General features: G+C 63.3%; 18 protein-coding genes. 11 read left to right on the top strand and 7 right to left on the bottom strand.

The window, feature by feature from the left end; genetic code table 11:
* Position 1 precedes the first annotated feature (1 nt).
* Both VV088_RS15665 and VV088_RS15670 read left to right on the top strand, forming a co-directional pair.
* The gene (locus VV088_RS15665) at positions 2-1,690 is read left to right on the top strand and encodes a DAK2 domain-containing protein (RefSeq protein WP_334601647.1); all 1,689 of its coding nucleotides are present in this window, start codon (positions 2-4) and stop codon (positions 1,688-1,690) included.
* Positions 1,691-1,700: 10 nt separating this feature from the next.
* Positions 1,701-2,459 carry an XAC2610-related protein gene (locus tag VV088_RS15670; protein WP_334601648.1) on the top strand — a complete coding sequence of 253 codons (759 nt, stop codon included), beginning with the start codon at positions 1,701-1,703 and terminating at the stop codon, positions 2,457-2,459.
* A gap of 40 nt (positions 2,460-2,499) precedes the next feature.
* Here the strand turns inward: VV088_RS15670 and VV088_RS15675 are convergent, their stop codons facing one another.
* The gene (locus tag VV088_RS15675) at positions 2,500-3,879 is read right to left on the bottom strand and encodes a TraB/GumN family protein (protein ID WP_334601649.1); all 1,380 of its coding nucleotides are present in this window, start codon (positions 3,877-3,879) and stop codon (positions 2,500-2,502) included.
* A gap of 226 nt (positions 3,880-4,105) precedes the next feature.
* Here VV088_RS15675 and VV088_RS15680 point away from each other — a divergent pair, with 226 nt between their 5' ends.
* The gene (locus VV088_RS15680; protein WP_334601650.1) at positions 4,106-4,291 is read left to right on the top strand and encodes a CopG family transcriptional regulator; all 186 of its coding nucleotides are present in this window, start codon (positions 4,106-4,108) and stop codon (positions 4,289-4,291) included.
* A gap of 6 nt (positions 4,292-4,297) precedes the next feature.
* On the opposite strand, the gene VV088_RS15685 is transcribed toward VV088_RS15680, so the two are convergent.
* A complete protein-coding gene (locus tag VV088_RS15685; protein ID WP_334601651.1) occupies positions 4,298-4,945 on the bottom strand; it encodes an HAD family hydrolase in 648 nt (215 codons plus the stop codon).
* 126 nt (positions 4,946-5,071) lie between these two features.
* Here VV088_RS15685 and VV088_RS15690 point away from each other — a divergent pair, with 126 nt between their 5' ends.
* Positions 5,072-6,352, top strand: coding sequence for an L-cysteine desulfidase family protein (locus VV088_RS15690; protein ID WP_334602077.1), 1,281 nt, complete (start codon positions 5,072-5,074; stop codon positions 6,350-6,352).
* A 100-nt stretch (positions 6,353-6,452) separates the two neighbouring features.
* Here the strand turns inward: VV088_RS15690 and VV088_RS15695 are convergent, their stop codons facing one another.
* On the bottom strand, positions 6,453-7,097 hold the full coding sequence (locus tag VV088_RS15695; RefSeq protein ID WP_334601652.1) for a cyclase family protein: 645 nt from the start codon (positions 7,095-7,097) through the stop codon (positions 6,453-6,455).
* A gap of 15 nt (positions 7,098-7,112) precedes the next feature.
* Entirely contained in the window at positions 7,113-8,294 is a 1,182-nt protein-coding gene (locus VV088_RS15700) for an iron-containing alcohol dehydrogenase (protein WP_334601653.1), read from the bottom strand.
* Between the two features lie 139 nt (positions 8,295-8,433).
* Between VV088_RS15700 and VV088_RS15705 the strand changes: the two genes are divergently transcribed.
* The 5 genes from VV088_RS15705 to VV088_RS15725 all read left to right on the top strand — a co-directional run bounded on the left by VV088_RS15705 (position 8,434) and on the right by VV088_RS15725 (position 12,510).
* Positions 8,434-9,117, top strand: coding sequence for a response regulator transcription factor (locus VV088_RS15705; RefSeq protein ID WP_334601654.1), 684 nt, complete (start codon positions 8,434-8,436; stop codon positions 9,115-9,117).
* A gap of 129 nt (positions 9,118-9,246) precedes the next feature.
* Positions 9,247-10,161 carry an ABC transporter ATP-binding protein gene (locus tag VV088_RS15710; RefSeq protein WP_334601655.1) on the top strand — a complete coding sequence of 305 codons (915 nt, stop codon included), beginning with the start codon at positions 9,247-9,249 and terminating at the stop codon, positions 10,159-10,161.
* Entirely contained in the window at positions 10,154-10,966 is an 813-nt protein-coding gene (locus VV088_RS15715) for an ABC transporter permease subunit (RefSeq protein ID WP_334601656.1), read from the top strand. The genes VV088_RS15710 and VV088_RS15715 overlap by 8 nt, the downstream gene beginning before the upstream one ends.
* Positions 10,967-10,977: 11 nt before the next feature.
* The gene (locus VV088_RS15720) at positions 10,978-11,385 is read left to right on the top strand and encodes a hypothetical protein (protein ID WP_334601657.1); all 408 of its coding nucleotides are present in this window, start codon (positions 10,978-10,980) and stop codon (positions 11,383-11,385) included.
* 240 nt (positions 11,386-11,625) lie between these two features.
* Entirely contained in the window at positions 11,626-12,510 is an 885-nt protein-coding gene (locus tag VV088_RS15725) for a sensor histidine kinase (RefSeq protein ID WP_334601658.1), read from the top strand.
* A gap of 42 nt (positions 12,511-12,552) precedes the next feature.
* Here the strand turns inward: VV088_RS15725 and VV088_RS15730 are convergent, their stop codons facing one another.
* The 3 genes from VV088_RS15730 to VV088_RS15740 are packed head-to-tail and all read right to left on the bottom strand — an operon-like array spanning position 12,553 to position 15,693.
* On the bottom strand, positions 12,553-13,842 hold the full coding sequence (locus VV088_RS15730; RefSeq protein WP_334601659.1) for a putative ABC transporter permease: 1,290 nt from the start codon (positions 13,840-13,842) through the stop codon (positions 12,553-12,555).
* 24 nt (positions 13,843-13,866) lie between these two features.
* Positions 13,867-14,451 (bottom strand): ANTAR domain-containing response regulator, encoded by a 585-nt coding sequence (locus tag VV088_RS15735; protein ID WP_334601660.1) that lies wholly within the window; start codon positions 14,449-14,451, stop codon positions 13,867-13,869.
* 30 nt (positions 14,452-14,481) lie between these two features.
* Entirely contained in the window at positions 14,482-15,693 is a 1,212-nt protein-coding gene (locus tag VV088_RS15740; protein ID WP_334601661.1) for a glutamine synthetase family protein, read from the bottom strand.
* Between the two features lie 199 nt (positions 15,694-15,892).
* Between VV088_RS15740 and VV088_RS15745 the strand changes: the two genes are divergently transcribed.
* Positions 15,893-17,989, top strand: a complete 2,097-nt coding sequence (locus VV088_RS15745) for a glutamine synthetase III family protein (RefSeq protein ID WP_334601662.1) — start codon at positions 15,893-15,895, stop codon at positions 17,987-17,989.
* 70 nt (positions 17,990-18,059) lie between these two features.
* Positions 18,060-19,640, top strand: coding sequence for an asparagine synthase B (gene asnB / locus VV088_RS15750; protein ID WP_334601663.1), 1,581 nt, complete (start codon positions 18,060-18,062; stop codon positions 19,638-19,640).
* The last annotated feature ends 42 nt before the right edge of the window (positions 19,641-19,682 follow it).

Here is a 19,682-nt window from a genome sequence, read left to right on the forward strand (position 1 = left end):
TATGGTACAAACTATTGACGCGGCGGTCTTTCAGCGGATGATGATCCATGCTCACGCCGCCATCAATGCCCAAAAGCAGCCCATCAACGACTTGAACGTCTTCCCCGTCCCGGACGGGGACACCGGCACCAACATGACGCTCACCATCGCCGCCGCCGCCGCTGAGATGCGGAAAAAGCAGTACGACACTGTAGGCCAGGCCGCCGGGGGCACCGCCTCCGCCCTGCTGCGGGGGGCCCGGGGCAACTCGGGGGTCATCCTCTCTCTGCTGTTCCGGGGCTTCTCCAAGGCCATCAAGGACAAGGAGGTCATGGACGGCCGAGACCTGGCCATCGCCCTGGACTTCGGTGTAGCCGCCGCCTACAAGGCGGTGATGAAGCCCGCCGAGGGCACCATCCTCACCGTCTCCCGTCTGGCCGCCGCCCGGGCCGCCGGTCAGGCCAGGGAGGACAGCTCCTTCGAGGGGGTGCTGGAGGCCGCCATTCAGGAGGGCCAGGAGGCCCTGGCCCACACCATCGACCAGAACCCGGTGCTGAAAAAGGCCGGCGTGGTGGACGCCGGCGGCAGGGGCTTTCTGGTCATCCTCCAGGGCATGCTGGACGAGGTCCGGGGCCTGCCCATGCCCGAGACGGGGGAGGACGGCTCCACCCCCGCGGACAAGGCTGACTTCGAGGCCGTCAGCGTGGAGGACATCACCTTCGCCTTTGACACGGTGTTCATTGTCCGCAAGTTCAAGGAGGACATCGACCTGGAGCCCTTCCGGGCCTACCTCAACTCCATCGGCGACAGTCTGGTGATCGGGGAGGACGACGCGGCCTTCAAGGTCCACGTCCACACCAACACCCCCGGCAGCGCCTTGAACGAGGCCCAGAAGTACGGCGTGCTGGAGCTGGCCAAGATCGAGAATATGCGCACCCAGGCCGAGGATCTGGCCGCCGGCCGGCACGTTCAGAGCACCGACGACCTGGATGCCATCGAGGCCGAGCTGGAGAAGGGTTCCCCCGCCCAGCCGGTCCACGCCGCGCCGGAGAAGAAATTCGGCTACGTGGCCGTATGCGCCGGGGCCGGACTGGAGGCCGTCTTCAAGGATCTGGGGGTGGACGGTCTGGTGGGGGGCGGTCAGACCATGAACCCCTCGACCCAGGACATCCTCAAGGCCATCGACGCCACTCCGGCGGAGATTGTCTACGTCCTGCCCAACAACAAAAACATCATCATGGCGGCCGAGCAGACCATCCCCCTGTGCGAGGATAAGAAGGTGATCGTCCTGCCCACCAAGACGGTACCCCAGGGTATCTCCGCCATGCTGTGCGCCGACCCCGACGCGGAGGAGGGGGACAACACCGCCGCCATGCTGGACGGCTTCTCCAGCGTCCGTACCAGCGAGATCACCTACGCCGCCCGGGATTCCGACTTCGACGGCTTTGCCATCCACCAGGGGGACTACCTGGCCTTGGAGGAGCACCAGCTTTTCGGCACCGATCAGGACCTGTCCGCCATGCTGGACCGCTTGGCCCACTCCGAGGGCCACCAGAGCGCCGAGTTTATCTCCATCTTCTACGGCGAGGACGTCACCGAGGAGCAGGCCCAGCAGGCCGAGGCCATCTTCGCCGCCGCCTGTCCCAATGCCGAGATCACCCTGCTGGCCGGGGGCCAGCCGGTGTACTACTTCATGATTTCCGCCGAATAAAGGAGGTCTCTTGAACAAATATCTCTTGTGCTGGGTTCTGTCCGCTGCCCTGCTGTGCTGCGGCTGCGGACAGCAGCCCCAGCCTCCGGCGGCTTCCTCCGTTCCGCCTCCTGCGGCCTCCGACATTTCCGAGCCGGATATCTCACTGCCTGACCGCTCTGCCCCCTCCGTGCCCGAGGACCCAAGCCCGTCTATCCCTTTGGCGCTCCCGGAGGGGGAGGTTCCCGAAGGGACCGTCGTCCCCTACACCTGGGACTACTCCGTCACTGTGGACAACGGGCGGCGGCTCACCCTGCGGCTGCGCTGCGAGGCGGAACGGAAGGACTACGACGCCTGGTATTACGGCGTGAGGTCCATCGACGTGCTGGAGGGCAGCGACCTGCGGCAGACCCTCTCCATCCAGCTGGCCGACGCGGCCAGCCAGTTCGAGTGGGGCGGCGACCCGGACTGGGCCATGGAACTGACCCACCCCTGGCACGAGGACGGCGGCCTCATCATCGAGGACCTGAACTTTGACGGTATCCCAGACCTGCGGCTGGAGGCCGGAAACGGCGTGGTCAATACCCGATATCTGTGCTGGCTGTGGCGGACCGACTTTCAGCGCTTTCAATACTCCTTCTCCCTGGTGGGCTACGATGTGCGGCTGGACCCGGAGAAGAAACAGATCATCACCGAGGACCGGGACGCCTCCACCTACACTACCAAATATTACCAGTACAATGAGGACGGCCGGCTGTATCTGGCCGATTCAAGCTCTGTCACACTGTGAAAAATCCCGGTCCATTCGGACCGGGATTTTCCTATGTTATTCAGGGAGCGGGCACAACCTCCACGGTGTAGCCCAGGTCCTTCAGGCCCTGGACCACGCCGGTCTTGCCGACCATGTGGCCCGCGCCCACCGTCATGATGCCGGTGTGGGAGCCCTCCTGCTTCAGGTAGCGGTCGGCCCAGGCGATCATGTTGGGGTCCCGGCCCTCGAAGAGCTTGGCGTTCAGCTCGTTGGTGGCATCGCCTTGGATGTCGTCCTTGGGGTAGTCCTTGACGAAGGCTTCCACGTCTCGGGTCTTCCACTGCTCCATCCAGCGGTCCACGGCGTCGTACTGCTCTTTCAGGGCGGCCTCAAGCTCTGCTTTCTCCTCCTCGGACAGGTCCCCGGCAGCGTCCATCCCCTGGAACATGGCCAGGGTCATGGCCAGGTAGTCCTCCTGGAATTCGTCAGACAGGTCATCGAAAATTTTCCCCTGGAAGGCGTAGGTCTCCACCCCCTCCACGGGCACACCCACATTGGAGGCCTTGGCGTTGACGTACAGGTCCAGGGCCATGGCGTTTTCGCTGGTGGTGTCGTCGGTCATGGACAGGGCGGTAAAGGAGTTGGACAGCGTCCAGGGCTTATACTGGGCCACCTGCTCCTCGGGCATACCCAAGGGGGCCAGGGCATCCACCACCTCCTGGTACAGCTCCGGGTCGATGTGGTCCTTCAGGGTGGTGCCGTCGGAGTACACCTGCATGGCGGTGAACTCGTCGATGCCCTCCTGGCTGTTGAAATCCAGCTCAAAGGCGGCCAGCTCGGCGGAGGTGATGATGTCCCGCAGCTGCTTGTGGAAGGGGTAGAGGTTGCTCCGGTCGGTGTGGATGGAGCCCAGCAGATACAGGGTGTTGCCGTTGCCCTCCGCCTTCCACAAAAGCCCAAGGGAGCCGGCGTTCTGCTGGTCATACAGGGCCAGAATCATGCGGTTGGCAAAGCAGGCGGCCTCCAGCAGGGTGCAGGGCCGGTCCAGGGCCAGGTCGTCCCCGCTTCCGTGGACCACGCCCAGGGAGGACAGGAACTCCACCGCCCCTGCGTCCACATCCGCAAAGGCATAGGGAAGGGCCTCCATATACAGGGCGTTGAGCACGCCGCCTCGAGTGGTATCCAGCACGAAAGAGCCGCTGCTGGAACGCTGTTCCACCCCCAGCAGGGCCAGCTTGTCCGACGCCACCTGGGTCATCTTGTCCAGCTGCTCCTGGGTGACGGGATCGCTGTGGTTGGTGTAGATCTCATCCCCCACCAGCCCCAGGGCGTAGATGTCGGCCACCTCGCCATAGGCCCAGGCGGGAATGGGTTCGGCCTGGGGCGCTTCCGCCGCCAGTACCGGGACGGCGCTTCCTAGCAGGCCAAAGGCCAGCAACAGGGTAAGTAATTTCTTCATCGATACTCATCCTTTCTCCGGGCGGGCCCGGTATGCCCCTATTGTAACACCGGACAGCCCCAAGTCAAAATTTTTGCATATGCCGCCATATGCTCATCCAGTATAACATAAGGCACCTGAAAAATCAACCGCGGAATGCATTAAATTCCCAATGCACTTTGTGTCATGGTTAAATGGTATCGATTCACACTATAATGTACTCAAAACAACCGAGAAGTGAGGCATTATGGAAAAATTCATTATTACTCCCCGCGAGGACAAGACGGTCACCATGACCATCCGCATCGACCGGACCCTCCAGGAGCGATACAACCAGCTCTCCGCCCAGACGAACCGCTCCCGAAACGAGCTGATTGGCATGGCGCTGCAGTACGCCCTGGACCACATGGAGCTGAAGACCACCCCCAAGTAGGGGCTGTCACAGCCCCAGCCACCGGACCAGGTCCCACAGGTCGGGGGAGATGTGGTCGGGATGGAACCGGGCAAAGGCCTCTGCCGGGGTGGTGCCGCCCAGGACGGCGGCAAAATGGGTTCCGGCGTTTTGGGCCGCTCCGGCATCCATGACGGTGTCGCCGCAGAACAGTGCGTGCTCCGGCCTGACCTCCAGCTGGTTCAGGGCCAGCAGCAGGCCCTCCGGATCGGGCTTGTGGCGCGTCACGTCGGCACTGCCCACCACCAGGTCCACCGTCTCCGCCAGTCCCAGCCGGTCCAGGACAATTTCAATGGTGTCCCCCCGCTTGGTGCTGACGATGGCAGTCCTGGTCCCACGGGCGTGCAGCCCCCGCAGCAGCTCCTCCCCGCCGGGGAGCAGGACGGTCTCCCGCCGCTGCCGCTCCGTCGCCACCTCGGAGAACAGGCTCCGGAACCGGGCCTGATGCTCCGGGTCCAGGTCGCCGGTGAGCATAGAGTAGGAGTCCTCCAGCAGAAAGCCTACCGTCCTGCGCACCGTCTCCCGGTCGGGGGCGGGCCAGCCCAGGGAAGTCAGCCCGTGCTGAAAGCCGGCCACGATGGAATCGGTGCAGTCCCCCAATGTGTAGTCAAAATCAAAACATACCGCTTGAAACATGTCCTCTCCTCCTTATCCTGCCCTCCATCATAACACAGGAAGGTATTTGCTGCAACTATTTGACCAAACGCTCTGTATCCTGTATAATAAGCGCCAAGGCCCCGATCGATCATAAGGAGGAGCATGATGGAAAAGACAACCGAAACATACCGCGCCTATATCAAGATCCTGGAGGAGGAGCTGGTTCCCGCCATGGGGTGCACCGAGCCCATCGCCATCGCCTACGGAGCGGCCAAGGGCCGGGAGGTGCTGGGCGCTCTGCCCGACGAGGTCCTGGTGGAGGCCAGCGGCAACATCATCAAAAACGTGAAAAGCGTAGTGGTACCCAATACCGGCGGCCTGCACGGCATCGAGGCGGCGGCCGCCGCCGGCGTGGTGGCCGGACAGGCGGACCTGCTGCTGGAGGTCATCTCCCAGGTGACGCCGGAACAGCAGGCAGAGATGCGCACCTATCTGAAGGAGCACCCCGTCCGGGTGGAGTTTTTGGACGGCGAGCTGGTCTTCGACATCCAGATCACCCTGCGCAGAGGGACGGACACCGTCAAGGTCCGCATTGCCAACTACCACACCAACATCGTCCACCTGGAGCACAACGGCCAGGTTCTGCTGGACCTGCCGGTGGAGGCGGACGACGAGAGCGGCCTCACCGACCGCACCCTGCTTTCCATGGCGGACATCTACGACTTTGCCCAAACGGTGGACATTGCTGACATAAAGGAGCTGCTGGACCGGCAGATCCAGTGCAACATGGCCATCTCCCAGGAGGGACTGACCCACAGCTACGGCGCCAACATCGGTCAGGTGATCCGGGCCGCCTCCCCGGCGGACGACCTGATCGCCAAGGCCAAGTCCGCCGCCGCCGCCGGATCGGACGCCCGGATGGGCGGCTGCGAGATGCCCGTCATCATCAACTCGGGCAGCGGCAACCAGGGTATGACCGCCTCGGTGCCGGTGATCGTCTACGCTCAGGGGACCGGCGCCAGCCAGGAGAAGCTCTACCGGGCGCTGGCGCTGTCCAACCTGATCACGATCCACCAAAAAACCCGCATTGGACGGCTGTCCGCCTACTGCGGCGCGGTGAGCGCCGGTGCGGCGGCGGGGGCGGGCATCGCCTACCTGGACGGCGGCGGCTACGAGGAGATTATCCATACCGTGGTCAACGCCCTGGCCATCGTGTCCGGCATGATCTGCGACGGGGCCAAGGCCTCCTGCGCGGGCAAGATCGCCGCCGCCATCGATGCGGGGGTGCTGGGCTACCGGATGTATCAGCAGGGCCAGCAGTTCTATGGCGGGGACGGCATCCTCTCCCACGGAGTGGAGAAGACCCTGGACAACGTGGGCCGTCTGGGCAAGATTGGCATGCGCTCCACCGATAAGGAGATCTTGCAGATCATGCTGCAAACCTGAGCAGAAGCAGCAAAACGCCCTCTCTGAGGAAGCCTTTCCTGCGGGGAACGATTTTTTGGCAAACTGTGAAAGCCCCTGGCTCAGGCCAGGGGCTTTCGCGTCACTCAAACCAGGCCACCGCCCGGATGGGGGAGCCGTCGCAGTTTTCCAGCTTCAGGGGGAAGCAGCTGAACCAGAACAGCTCCTCTCCGCACAGCTCCAGGTTTTTCAGGTTCTCGATGTTGACGATGTCCGTATCCCGGAACAGCTCCCTGTGCCGGGGCAGGCCGGCGTCGGCGATGGGGTCCAGCCCGATCACGTCAAAGCCGATACCCTTGTAGCCCCCCGCCTTGATATGGGCCAGCACCTCACGGTCGATGCAGGGGTAGTCACCGAAGTAGGCGTCCGTCCCCCATTTTTTGTCCCAGCCCAGGCGGAACAGCAGGAAATCCGCCCGGTCCGCCTTGTCCCCATAGGGGCGGATGTGGTCCATGGTGATGGCCGCCCCCTCGGCCAGCCCCGCGCAGTCGATCACCAGGGCTTTCCCGATGAACTGTTCTGGCGGGAACTGATCCAGAGTGGTCCGGCCGGCGAAGAGATGGGCAGGCGGGTCCATATGGGTGCCGGTGTGGGTGAACATGGACAGCAGAGTCTCCTGAAAGCCGTCCTTCTCATAGCTGTTAGCCGGTTCAAACTTTGGAGGCTCCGTGCCGGGGTATACCGGCATATCCGCCCGGATGGTGTGGGTCAGATCAATGACTTTCATGGCGTCAGGCTCCGATCAATGGTTGGCCATCTGGTAGATGTTCAGGAAATCCGCTTCCATCAGCACCTTGGCGGTTCCTTTTTTGCCGCCGCAGGCGATATGGAACATGTGGGCCATTTTTTCCAGCTGCTCCTGGGTGGGAGAGATGCCCAGCTCGGAGAAGCAGGTGGGCATATGGATGGAGCGGTAAAAGTCCTCCATGGCCTCGATGCCCGCCAGAGCGATGTCCTCCGGCGTCCCGCTCCCGGGCACTCCCATCACGTTGATGGCGAAGGAGATGAACCGGTCCAGGCACTCCCGGTAGACATACCGGGCCCAGCTGCCCCAGATGGCCGCCAGCCCCGCGCCGTGGGTCACATCGAACATGCCGCCCATCTCGTGCTCCAGGCCGTGGGGGACCCAGTCGCCTCCGTCGCTGCCGCAGCCGGTGAGGCCGTTGTGGGACAGGCTCCCCGCCCACATGATCTCCGCCCGGGCGTTGTAATTGCCGGGGTCGTCCCGGAGCAGGACGGCGTTGTCCATCACGGTGCGCATCAGCCCCTCCGCGATGCGGTCGGTGAGCTCCATGGTGCCGTTGGGAGTAAAGTACCGCTCCATGGTGTGCATCAGGATGTCCGTGCAGCCGCTGGCCGTCTGGTAGGGGGGCAGGGTCATGGTCAGCTCGGGATTCATGACGGCAAATTTGGGGCGGCAGAGGTCGTCGTTGTAGCCCCGCTTGATGCCGCCCTCGTCCTTGGTGATCACGCTGCTGTTGCTCATCTCGCTGCCCGCAGCAGCGATGGTCAGCACCACGCCTACGGGCAGACAGGCCTTCGCCTTCCGGACCCGGTCGTACAGCTCCCACACGTCGGCCTCCTCCGCCAGGCCGTAGGCGATGGCCTTGGAGGAGTCGATGACGCTGCCGCCGCCCACTGCCAGGATGAAGTCCACTCCCTCCCGCCGGGCCAGCTCGATTCCCTGGTACACCAGGGACAGCCGGGGATTGGGCACCACGCCGCCCAGCTCGGTGCAGGCAACGCCCTCCGCCTCCAGAGCCGCCTTGATCCGCCCCAGCAGCCCGGAGCGGACCACGCTGCCGCCGCCGTAGTGGATCAGCACCTTCCTGCAGCCCTGGGCCTTGACCAGCGCGCCGGTCTGTTCCTCCGCGCCCTTGCCGAACACCACCGTGGTGGGGGTATGATAGGTAAAGTGAAACATGCTTTGTCCTCCTGTTTTGTTGATGACTCCATTATACCACCCAGATCCTCCCACTACAAGGGCAAGGTCCTGGATCTTCTCTTGTTTCTGCCAAGAATATGGAGTACAATAGGGAAAACATCCAGCCAGGAGGCGCGCCATGAAAACCATCGCGGTCATCGACGACGACATCCACATCGGAAATATGCTGGAGGAGCTGCTCCAGCGGGAGGGCTACGCCGTTGTGCGGGCCTACTCCGGGACGGAGGCGGTGCTCCTGCTGGAGCGGGTCCGCCCCGATCTGGTGCTGCTGGACCTGATGCTCCCCGGCCTGCCCGGCGAGGAGGTGCTGGCCCAGATCCGCGGCATTCCGGTGATGGTGGTCAGCGCCAAGGTAGGGGTGGACGACAAGGTAAAGCTCCTTCTGAATGGGGCGGTGGACTATGTGACCAAGCCCTTCGACACCCGGGAGCTGCTGGCCCGCATCGCCGTCCGCCTGCGGGAGAGCGCCGCCCCCGGACTGGCTCCCGTGCTGGAGGCGGGCCTCCTGCGCCTGGACCAGATCGCCCACACCGTCACAGCGGCGGACCAGCCCGTCCGGCTGACCAAGACGGAGTACGCCATTTTGAAGCTGTTTCTCCAAAACCCCGGCCAGGTCATCGCCAAGTCGGTGATCCTGGACCGCATCTCCGCCGACACTCCCGACTGCACCGAGAGCTCGCTGAAGATCCACATCAGCAACCTGCGAAAAAAGCTGCGGGACATCACCGGACAGGACCACATCGAGTCGGTGTGGGGGATCGGATTTAAACTGAACACGTTTGAGGTGGATCAGCATGTCTGATCTGAGGGCCATGCGGAACATTGGAACCGAGACAGCCCGAAATCTTTCCCAAATCTTTACCCTTTTCTTATCCGCTCTCTTTACCCTTTCCAGGTAGACTGGGCCACACAAGAAAAGGAGGCTTTTTCTATGGACTATATTCTCACCGCCGACAGTCTGTGGAAGTCCTACAAGGGCTTTCACGCGTTGAGCGGCCTTACCATGCGCGTGCCCAGGGGGTCCATCTACGGTCTGGTGGGCCGGAACGGGGCGGGCAAGACCACCCTCATCCGCCTGATCTGCGGTTTGCAGGCCCCCACCTCGGGGGGCTTCACCCTCTTCGGCCTGGACAGCAGGGACAAGGGCATCCACAAGGCCCGCCGCCGGATGGGGGCGGTGGTGGAGACCCCATCCATCTATCTGGATCTGTCCGCCGCCGACAACATCAAGGAGCAGTACCGGGTGCTGGGCGTCCCCTCGGATGAGGGGGTAAACGAGCTGCTGGAGCTGGTTGGGCTGGCGGACGCCGGCAAAAAGAAGGCCCGGAACTTCTCTCTGGGCATGCGCCAGCGGCTGGGCATCGCCATCGCTCTGGCCGGGAACCCGGACTTTCTGGTGCTGGACGAGCCGGTCAACGGCCTGGACCCCCAGGGCATCATTGAGACCCGGGAGCTGATCCTCAAGCTGAACCGGGAGCGGCAGATCACCGTCCTCATCTCCAGCCACATTCTGGACGAGCTGTCCCGGCTGGCCACCCACTACGGCTTCATTGACGGGGGCCGCATGGTGAAGGAGATCAGCGCCCATGAGCTGGAGGCCGCCTGCCGCAAGTGCCTGCGGGTGGAGGTCACCGACACCCGCGTCCTGGCCCGGGTGCTGGACGGCATGGGGCTGGAGTACAAGATTCTCACCGAGGGCAAGGCGGATATCTTCGCCCAGCCGGTGATCTCCCAGCTATCCGCCGCGCTGGCAAAGGAAAACTGCGAGTTCCTCTCCGCCCAGGAGCGGGACGAGAGTTTGGAGAGCTACTTCATCAACCTGGTGGGAGGTGGTTCTCGTGACTAACCTGCTGTCCGCCAATCTGTTCCGCCTGAGAAAGAGCCGCCTGTTCTGGGTGACCCTGCTGCTGTGCGCCGCCGCCGGGGCCTGGCAGCCCCTCCAGACCTATCTGGAATACCAGCGACAATTCCCCCTGGACGCTATCTTCTTTGTCTACGCCATGCTCATCGGCCTGGTGCTGTCTGTATTCCTCCCCCTGTTCTTCGGTTCGGAGTACAGCGACGGGACCATCCGCAACAAGCTGGCCGCCGGCCACCCCCGGCTGTCCGTCTACCTGGCCAATCTGATCACCGCCGTGTTCGCTGCCCTCATCTTCTGCGGCGGGTATATTCTGTGTACCCTGGCGGTGGGGGTCCCCCTGCTGGGCGGGCCCAAGGCCCCCGGCCCGCTGTTGACCAGCCTGATCCTCTCCCTGCTCATGGCGGCGGTCTGGTGCGCCATTTTCACCGTCCTCATCATGAATTTCAGCCGCAAGGCCGCCTCGGCGGTGTGCTGTATCCTGCTGTTCCTGCTGATTTTCGGTACCGCGCTTACGGTCTATCAGGTGCTGGATGCCCCGGAGTTTTACCCGTCCCTTCAGCTGGTGGACGGAGAGATGGTGTCAGAGATGGTACGCAATCCCCGCTATCTCCAGCCGGACGAGCGAAAAATCTATGAGCTCCTGCTGGACCTGGACCCGGTGGGCCAGGCCGTTCAGTTCACCGACGGCACCGTCACCCGCCCCGTCCAGATGGCCCTGTGCTCTATGGGCATATTCGCCGTTACCACCGCCGCTGGGCTGGCCCTGTTCCAGCGAAAAGACCTGAAGTAGGGGTGGCGGAGATGAGGAATGTACTGTCGGCCAATTTCCTGCGGCTGAAACACAGCCGAATTCTGTGGCTGTGCCTGGCCTATATGCTCTATGACGGGCTGCGCCTGTTTTACAGCGCCTCCCAGGCGGCGGCCGGAACAGGCGCCCGTATGGCGCCCTCCTTCCAGTTCTTCTGGCTGGGCGGCATCGTCTTTGCCGTCTATTGCAGCTTTTTCATCAGCGGCGAGTACGGCGAAGGGGGAGTCCGCCGCAAGGTGGCGGCGGGCGCGCCCCGCCCGGCGGTCTATCTGGCCAACCTGACCTCCTGCACACTGGCAAGCCTGCTGATGTGCGGGGGATATATCCTTACAAACTGGACGCTGGAGTATTTTGTTCTGGGCGGTACCGGCGTGCTGGAGTACACACAAACTCCAGGCTAGATTGCCCTGCTGCTGCTGCGCAGCAGCTCCCCGGATCGCTATTCCTTTTCCCCACTGGAGGAGCTCCGCTACCGGCTGTTCGCCGAGTGGCTCCCCGGCGGACAGGCCATTCATTGCGTGAGCCTGGGGGCCTTCTGGGCTCCGGAGGGCATGATGCTCCGCGCCCTGGCGGTCATCGCTGTCTCAACCGGGGTGGGGATTTGTCTGTTCCGGCGAAAAGACCTGAAATGAGGTGACAACATGCTCCCCTGGCTGATCTGCGGCGGACTGGCCGCAATTGTGATCGCGCTGCTGGTCAAGCTGTGGCTGCTCCGCCGCAGTCTGGACGAAATGCTGGACCAGCTGGAGGAGCGGCTGTCCCAGGACACCAACAACCCCATTTTCCTCTCTGCCCGGGACGCCAGCGCCCGCAGGCTGGCCGCCGGGCTGAACGTCCAGCTCCGAGAGCTGCGCCGCCAGCGACAGCGGTTCCAGCAGGGGGACACCGAGCTAAAAAACGCGGTCACCAACATCGCCCACGATCTGCGCACCCCTCTTACCGCCATGCAAGGCTATCTGGACCTGCTGGAGCGGGAGGAGCTGCCTGGCGGCGCCCTGCGCTATCTGGACCAGATCGCAAACCGGACCCAGGCCATGACCCGGCTGACCGAGGAGCTCTTTCGCTACTCCCTGGCCGCCGACCTGCCGGAGCTGGCCCGGGAACCGGTGGACCTGCGCCGCTGTCTGGAGGAGAGCCTGGTCTCCTTCTACGCCAGCCTGAACCAGCAGGGAATCACGCCGGACATCTCCCTGCCCGGCGGCCCGGTGGTCCGTTCCCTGGACCCCTCAGCCGTGAGCCGGATCTTTGGCAACATCATCAGCAACGCCCTGAAATACAGCGGCGGCGACTTCGCCGTCTCCCTGGACGAGGCCGGGATGGTCACCTTCTCCAACACCGCCCGCTCCCTGGACCCGGTGACCACCGCCCAGCTCTTCGACCGGTTTTACACCGTGGAGACCGGGCAGGGCTCCACCGGCCTGGGGCTGTCCATCGCCAAGCTGCTCACCGAACGGCTTGGCGGGACCATCTGCGCCGATTACCAGAAGGAGCGGCTGTATATTTCCATCTTCTTCCCCGAAGCATAAACAAAAAAGGCTCCCTCAGACAGGGAGCCTTTTTATGTGCTCTTACGGTTCTGTCACAATCATATTCGGCCAGCGGTGCTCCACAAATCCGTCGCCGTACTGCTGATCCAAAAACTCCTCAAAGGCGTTGGAGGGCTGGGGCTGGACGCTCCGGATGTTGTACCGCAGCATGGCCGCGCAGGTGAGCAGGCCGTTGCACACCATGAGAAACACCACCACCCAGGTCAGGATCTTCCCGGCCAGAGCGGGGAGGCGCTCAATGCTCCGGGACATTTTGGGGTAGATGCCCTTGATCCAGAACACCGCCAGCACCCCCCAGAAAAAGCAGAACAGCACGTTGGTCCGCCCGCCGATGTTCAGGGGCATGTGGCTGTAGTCCCAAAACACGGTACCGAACACCAGCTCGGTGAACACGCTGCACATGTACTCGTAGGTCCCGCCGATAAAAAAACCGGCGGTGAAGACGAAAAAGGAATCCCGTTGGGCCAGCCGCTGGAGGGTAACGGTGAGCACCACCGCCCCCAGCCCCCACACAAAGCTGAAGGGGCCGTACAGTACGCTGGACCGGTTCATCCACTGGCCGTTGACCAGCCCGCACCAGAAGGTTTCGATGACTTCCCCCAACAGGGCGGAGGCGAGAAAGACCCACACCAGCTTGTCCAGGCAGACCCCGTGGGCAAATATGTAGAATTCGTCCTGCTCCTCCTGGGACATCCCCCGAATGCCGGGGTAGGCCCTTTGGAGGCGGCGCCACACATACTGCGTGAGCCGCCCGGCAATCCGGCCCTCGCTGCTGCGGGCCTCCCGGCGCTCGTAGGCCCGGACGCCCCCGGTGCGCAGGGTGTACAGCACCCCCGCGAAGTCCGCCGCCATCAAGGCGAAGAGAACCCACACGGCGGCCCGCTTCAGCAGTTCCGGCACCAGGGTCAGCACCCCCAGCACCAGGGGGTGGACCACCAGATAGCCCGCGTAAAAGCCCGCCGCCACCGCCGCCGAGAAGACCAGCCCCTTCAGGCTGCCGCCCAGCACCCTGGACCGCTCTCCACCCCAGTGGACCTTGGGGCCCAGCTGCCGGTTCAGGTGGTCGGAAAAGCTCTCTGTCACCGAGACGATGGCCATCGTGAACAAAAACTGCACTCCATACCGTCCCGCCAGGGCGGGGAGGGTCAAAATCATCAGATCCGCCGCGATCCCATAGGAGAGCAGAAAGGGCAGAGTGAGGAAGCCCCGGTTGCGAAACTGCCGCTTGGTCACGGCGTAGTACAGCACCTCGGAGCACCAGCCCAGAAAGGAGTAGATCAGCAGATAAAGGCCCAGATTCAGCCAGCTCACACAGGTTCACCTCTTTGTTGTGTTTCAGGAGTACAGCTTGATGATCTCCTCTGCCACCGTCCGCTTGGGGACGCAGCGGTCCATGGCCTGGCGGTTGATGCAGCGGTGGGCGTCGGGCTCGGACATCTTCAGCTCACTGATGAGCAGCCACTTGGCCCGGTTCACCAGGCGGATCTCCTCCATCTTCTCCTCGATGGGCTGGATCTTTTTCTCATACCCCCGCAGCCGCTCCCGGGCTGCGGTCATCCAGTTCAGCCCCCGGAGGAGGGCGTCTCGGGGCACGGGCCGGGGCAGAACAAACACCCCGTGCTCCGCCGCCCGGGCCTGGACCTGCTCATACAGCGCCGCCGCGGCGAAGAGCAGGACCACCGTCCCGCCCGACCGGCAGCAGTCGATGGAAAAGCGGATCCCCGCGTCGTCGGGCAGGGGGGAGTTGAGGAAAATAAAGTCGAAGTCCCGCTGGTTCCGGGCCCGCTCGGCCCCGCCTACGCTGGTCACGGTGACGATGGGGGAGTAGTCCGCCTCGGGCAGGAGGGAGAGCAGGGAATCCCGAAACTTCTCTGAGGCCGATACGATCAGCACACTGTATACCTGTTCCTTCAAGCTCATGGACACCCTCCTCTCCGATTTTGATGGGGCTCACCGCGGCTTCCGATACTCCGCAATCACCGCCGCCGGGACCGCCGCCCGGATAAACGGGCTGTCCGCCGTTCCGGCCGCCTCCGCCAGGCTCCGGGGCAGGGAACGGAACCGGGCCAGCGTCTCCCCGTCCGCCTGGTACAGGTTCAGGCTGGCGGCAGGGGGCAGCTCCAGCCCCTCCTCGATGCCCCGCAGCCCGGCCTGGATCATCAGGACGAAGGCCAGGTAAGGGTTGGCGGTGGGGTCGGGGGAGCGCAGCTCCGCCCGGCGGTACTCCCCTGCGGCGGCGGGGATGCGCACCAGCTGGGAGCGGTTCTCCCGGGACCAGGAGATATACCGGGGCGCCTTGTGCCCTCCGAAGCGGGTGTAGGACGCCTCAAAGGGGTTGAGGAACAGGGTCATCTCCTCCACCTTGTCCAGTACCCCGGCCACCATGGGGCACAGGCAGTCCCGGCCGTCCGCCGCCTGGACGGACATGTTGATGTGAAAGCCGCTCCCCGGCGCGTCCGGCAGCGGCTTGGGACCGAAATCGGCGTACAGGCCGTTGCGCTCCGCGATGAACTTGACGATGGACTGGAAGGTCATCACATTGTCCGCCGCCGTCACCGGGTCGGAGTAGCGGAAGTCGATCTCGTTCTGGCCGGGACCCTCCTCGTGGTGGGAGCACTCGGGGAAAATGCCCATCTGGGCCAGGGTGAGGCAGATCTCCCGGCGGATGTTCTCCCCCTTGTCGTCGGGGGCGATGTCCATGTAGCCCGCCCGGTCATAGGGGACCTTGGTGGGTTCCCCGTTCCCGTCCCGCTGGAACAGATAGAATTCCTGCTCCGCGCCGAAGAGAAAGGCATACCCCTTTTTCTCCGCCTGGGCCGCCCCATTCCGCAGCAGGGTCCGGGTGTCGCACTCAAAGGGCCGTCCGTCCGGGTAGACGACGGAGCAGAACATGCGCACCACCTGGCCATGCTCCGGCCGCCAGGGGAGGAGCATCAGGGTCTCCGGGTCGGGGCGGAGCAGCAGGTCGGACCGGGCCTCGTCCCCGAAGCCGGCGATGGCGGAGGCGTCAAAGGCGATGCCGTACTCAAAGGCCCTCGGCAGCTCCGAAGGTACGATGGAGAGGTTCTTCTGCCGCCCGAACACGTCGCAGAAGGCCAGGTGGATAAAGGCAACCTCCTCCTCCTGCACATACTGGATGACCTCTTGCTTGGAATACTTCATAGCTTCTCCCGCTTTCCCAATTGCAATTTCGCTGGTATTATACCACGAAGCCGGCGGATTTTCCACCACGAAAAAAATCCTTGACAAAGGCCTGCCCAAAGCGTATAATCCGTCCATAAAGGCAAAGGCGTCTTTAAGGTTTGGACCTTAGAGGCGCCTTCGCCTTTTTTATGCTTTTATCTTGAAAGGGTGGATCAAAATGGCAGCAGTATCGGAGTATTTTGGCAGCCTGGTGTTCGACGACCGGGTGATGAAGGCCAATCTGTCCGCAGAGGTATATCAGTCCCTGAAGAGGACCATCGACGAGGGGGCGAAGTTGAATATCGGCGTGGCCAACGCGGTGGCCTCCGCCATGAAGGACTGGGCCGTGGCCCTGGGGGCCACCCACTTTACCCATTGGTTCCAGCCCCTCACCGGCGTCACCGCCGAGAAGCACGACAGCTTTATCTCTCCCGCTCCCGACGGGCGGGTGATCATGGAGTTCTCCGGGAAAGAGCTGATCCAGGGGGAGCCGGACGCCTCCTCCTTCCCCTCCGGCGGGCTGCGGGCCACCTTTGAGGCCAGGGGCTACACTGCCTGGGACCCCACCTCCTACGCCTTTATCAAGGACAGGACTCTGTGCATCCCCACCGCCTTCTGCGGCTACAACGGGGAGGCGCTGGACAAAAAGACCCCCCTCCTGCGGTCTATGGCCGCCCTGAATCAGCAGGCCCTGCGCATCCTGCGGCTGTTCGGAAACGACACAGTGAAGCATGTCAACACCGCCGTGGGGCCGGAGCAGGAATACTTTCTGGTGGATGCCAAAATGTGGGAGCAGCGCCGGGACCTGCGCTTCACCGGCCGCACCCTCTTCGGCACCAAGCCCCCCAAGGGCCAGGAGATGGACGACCACTATTTCGGCGCCATCAAGCCCAGGGTGGCCGCCTACATGGAGGAGCTGAACGACGAGCTGTGGAAGCTGGGCATCCTGGCCAAGACCCAGCACAACGAGGTGGCCCCCGCCCAGCACGAGCTGGCCCCCATCTACACCACCACCAACATCTCCACCGACCACAACCAGCTGACCATGGAGATCATGCAGAAGGTAGCCGCCCGCCACGGACTGGTCTGTCTGCTCCACGAGAAGCCCTTTGTGGGGGTGAACGGCTCGGGCAAGCACAACAACTGGTCCATTGCCACCGACACCGGGGTCAACCTCCTCTCCCCTGGGGAGACTCCCTATGAGAACGCCCAGTTCCTGCTGTTCCTGTGCGCCGTTATCAAGGCAGTGGACGACTACCAGGACCTGCTGCGCATCTCGGTGGCCACCGCCGGCAACGACCACCGCTTGGGGGCCAACGAGGCTCCCCCCGCCGTGGTATCCATCTTCCTGGGAGACGAGCTGGCCGCCATCCTGGGCTGCATCGAGCACGACGCTCCCTACACCAGCATCGACACCGGCAAGGTCCGCCTGGGGGTGGACGTCCTCCCCAAGTTCCCCCGGGACACCACCGACCGCAACCGCACCTCTCCCTTCGCCTTCACTGGCAACAAATTCGAGTTCCGCATGGTGGGCTCCGCCGACTCCATCGCCTGCGCCAACATCATGATCAACACCGCCGTGGCTGAGAGCCTGAGGGTCTACGCCGACCGGCTGGAGGGGGCGGAGGACTTTGAGGCTGCCCTCCAGAGCATGATCCGCAAAACCATCCAGGATCACAAGCGGATCATCTTCAACGGCAACGGCTACGACGACGCCTGGATCAAGGAGGCCGTCGAGCAGCGGGGCCTGGCCAACTACCGCACCACTCCCGACTGCGTCCCCCATCTGCTGGATGAGAAGAACGTGCAGCTGCTCACCTCCCACAAGGTCTTCACCAAGGCGGAGCTGGTCTCCCGCTACGAGGTCACCCTGGAGAACTACTGCAAGACCATCCGCATTGAGGCAGACACCATGGTGGATATGGCCCGCACCGAGATCATCCCCGCCGTCCAGGCGTTCATTCTGGACACCGCCAAAACCGCCGCGGCCAAGAAGAAGCTGATCGCCGGCTGTCCCTGTGAATATGAGGTCAAGCTGGTGAAACAGCTGGCCATCCTCACCGACCAGATGGCCGCCAAGGCCGACGAGCTGGAGCAGGCGGTGCTGGCCCTGGCCGGCGCGGGCGATGTGGCCAAGGAGTCCGCCGCCATCCGGGACGTGGTACTGCCCCGAATGAGCGAGCTGCGCCTGGCCTGCGACGAGGCCGAGACCCTTACCGCTAAAAAATACTGGCCCTTCCCCACTTACGGCGATCTGCTGTTTGGGGTAAGATGAAACTGAGCCCCACGGTCCCGGCGGCGCCATCCCGCCGCCGGGGCCGCAGACGGGCGGAAAGAGGAAGATCATGTGTTCTATTATCGGATATTGCGGCCCTATGGCCGATTTGGATGCCGTTCAGCGGGGCTTTGACCGCACAAAAAGCCGGGGACCCGACGACAGCCGGGTGATTCAGGCCGGGCAGGGCATGCTGGGCTTTCACCGTCTGTCCATCATGGGCCTCACCTCCGCCGGGATGCAGCCCTTCGAGCTGGACGGCAGCTTCGCCGTCTGCAACGGCGAGATCTACGGCTTTGAACCGCTCAAAGAGAAGCTGGCAGAAAAGGGCTACGTCTTTCACAGCGCCTCCGACTGCGAGATCCTGCTCCCCATGTACCAGGAATACGGCACGGACATGTTCGCCCTGCTGGACGCGGAATTCGCCTGCATCCTCTATGACAGCGCCGCGGACGAGTTCATCGCCGCCCGGGACCCCATCGGCATCCGCCCCCTCTACTACGGGTATGACCGCCAGGGGACGGTCATCTTTGCCAGCGAACCCAAAAACCTGCTGGGCCTGACGGACAAGATCATGCCCTTCCCGCCGGGGCACTACTACAGGGGCGGGAAATTTGTGTGCTATCACGATATTGCCAAAGTGGAGCATTTCTGCTATGATGAACTGGAAATTTGTTGCAGAAATATCCGGGAAAAGCTGGTGGCCGGGGTCGAAAAGCGGCTGGTGGCCGACGCCAAGGTGGGCTTTCTGCTGTCTGGCGGGCTGGACTCCTCCCTGGTGTGCGCCATCGCCGCCAAACGGAGCAACACGCCCATCAAGACCTTCGCCATCGGCATGGACACCGACGCCATCGACCTGAAATACGCCAGACAGGCGGCCGATTTCATCGGCAGCGACCACCGGGAGATCATCATCACCAGGGAGAACGTCCTGTCCAGCCTGGAGACGGTTATCGAGCTGCTGGGCACCTACGACATCACCACCATCCGGGCCAGCATGGGCATGTACCTCATCTGCAAAGCCATCCACGAGCAGACGGACATCCGGGTGCTCCTCACCGGCGAGATCTCCGACGAGCTTTTTGGCTACAAGTACACCGACTACGCCCCCTCCGCCCAGGCGTTCCAGGAGGAGGCGGAGAAACGGGTCCGGGAGCTGCACATGTACGACGTGCTCCGGGCGGACCGGTGCATCTCGGTCAACTCCCTGGAGGCCCGGGTACCCTTCGGTGACCTGGACTTTGTAAGGTATGTCATGGCCATCGACCCGGAGAAGAAGCTCAACACCTACGGCAAGGGCAAGTACCTGCTTCGGAAGGCATTTGAGGGCGGCTGGCTGCCTGACAGCATCCTGTGGCGGGAGAAGGCCGCCTTCTCTGACGCCGTGGGCCACTCCCTGGTGGACGACCTGAAGGAGTACGCCGAAGCCCGGTACACCAGCGAGGAGTTCGAAGCCAAGCGGCAGAAATACCGCCACGCCCAGCCCTTCACCAAGGAATCTCTGCTCTACCGGGAGATCTTTGAGCGGTATTACCCCGGCCAGAGCGGCATGGTCGCGGACTTCTGGATGCCCAACAAAGCCTGGGAGGGCTGCGACGTCAACGACCCCTCGGCCAGGGTGCTGGCCAACTACGGCGGCAGCGGCGTATAAAACAGACCCCAGACACCCCTTCGGCTGTTTTTGAGGTCTGTT

The sequence above is a fragment of the Lawsonibacter sp. JLR.KK007 genome (assembly GCF_036941135.1).
Classification (GTDB): Bacteria; Bacillota; Clostridia; order Oscillospirales; family Oscillospiraceae; genus Lawsonibacter.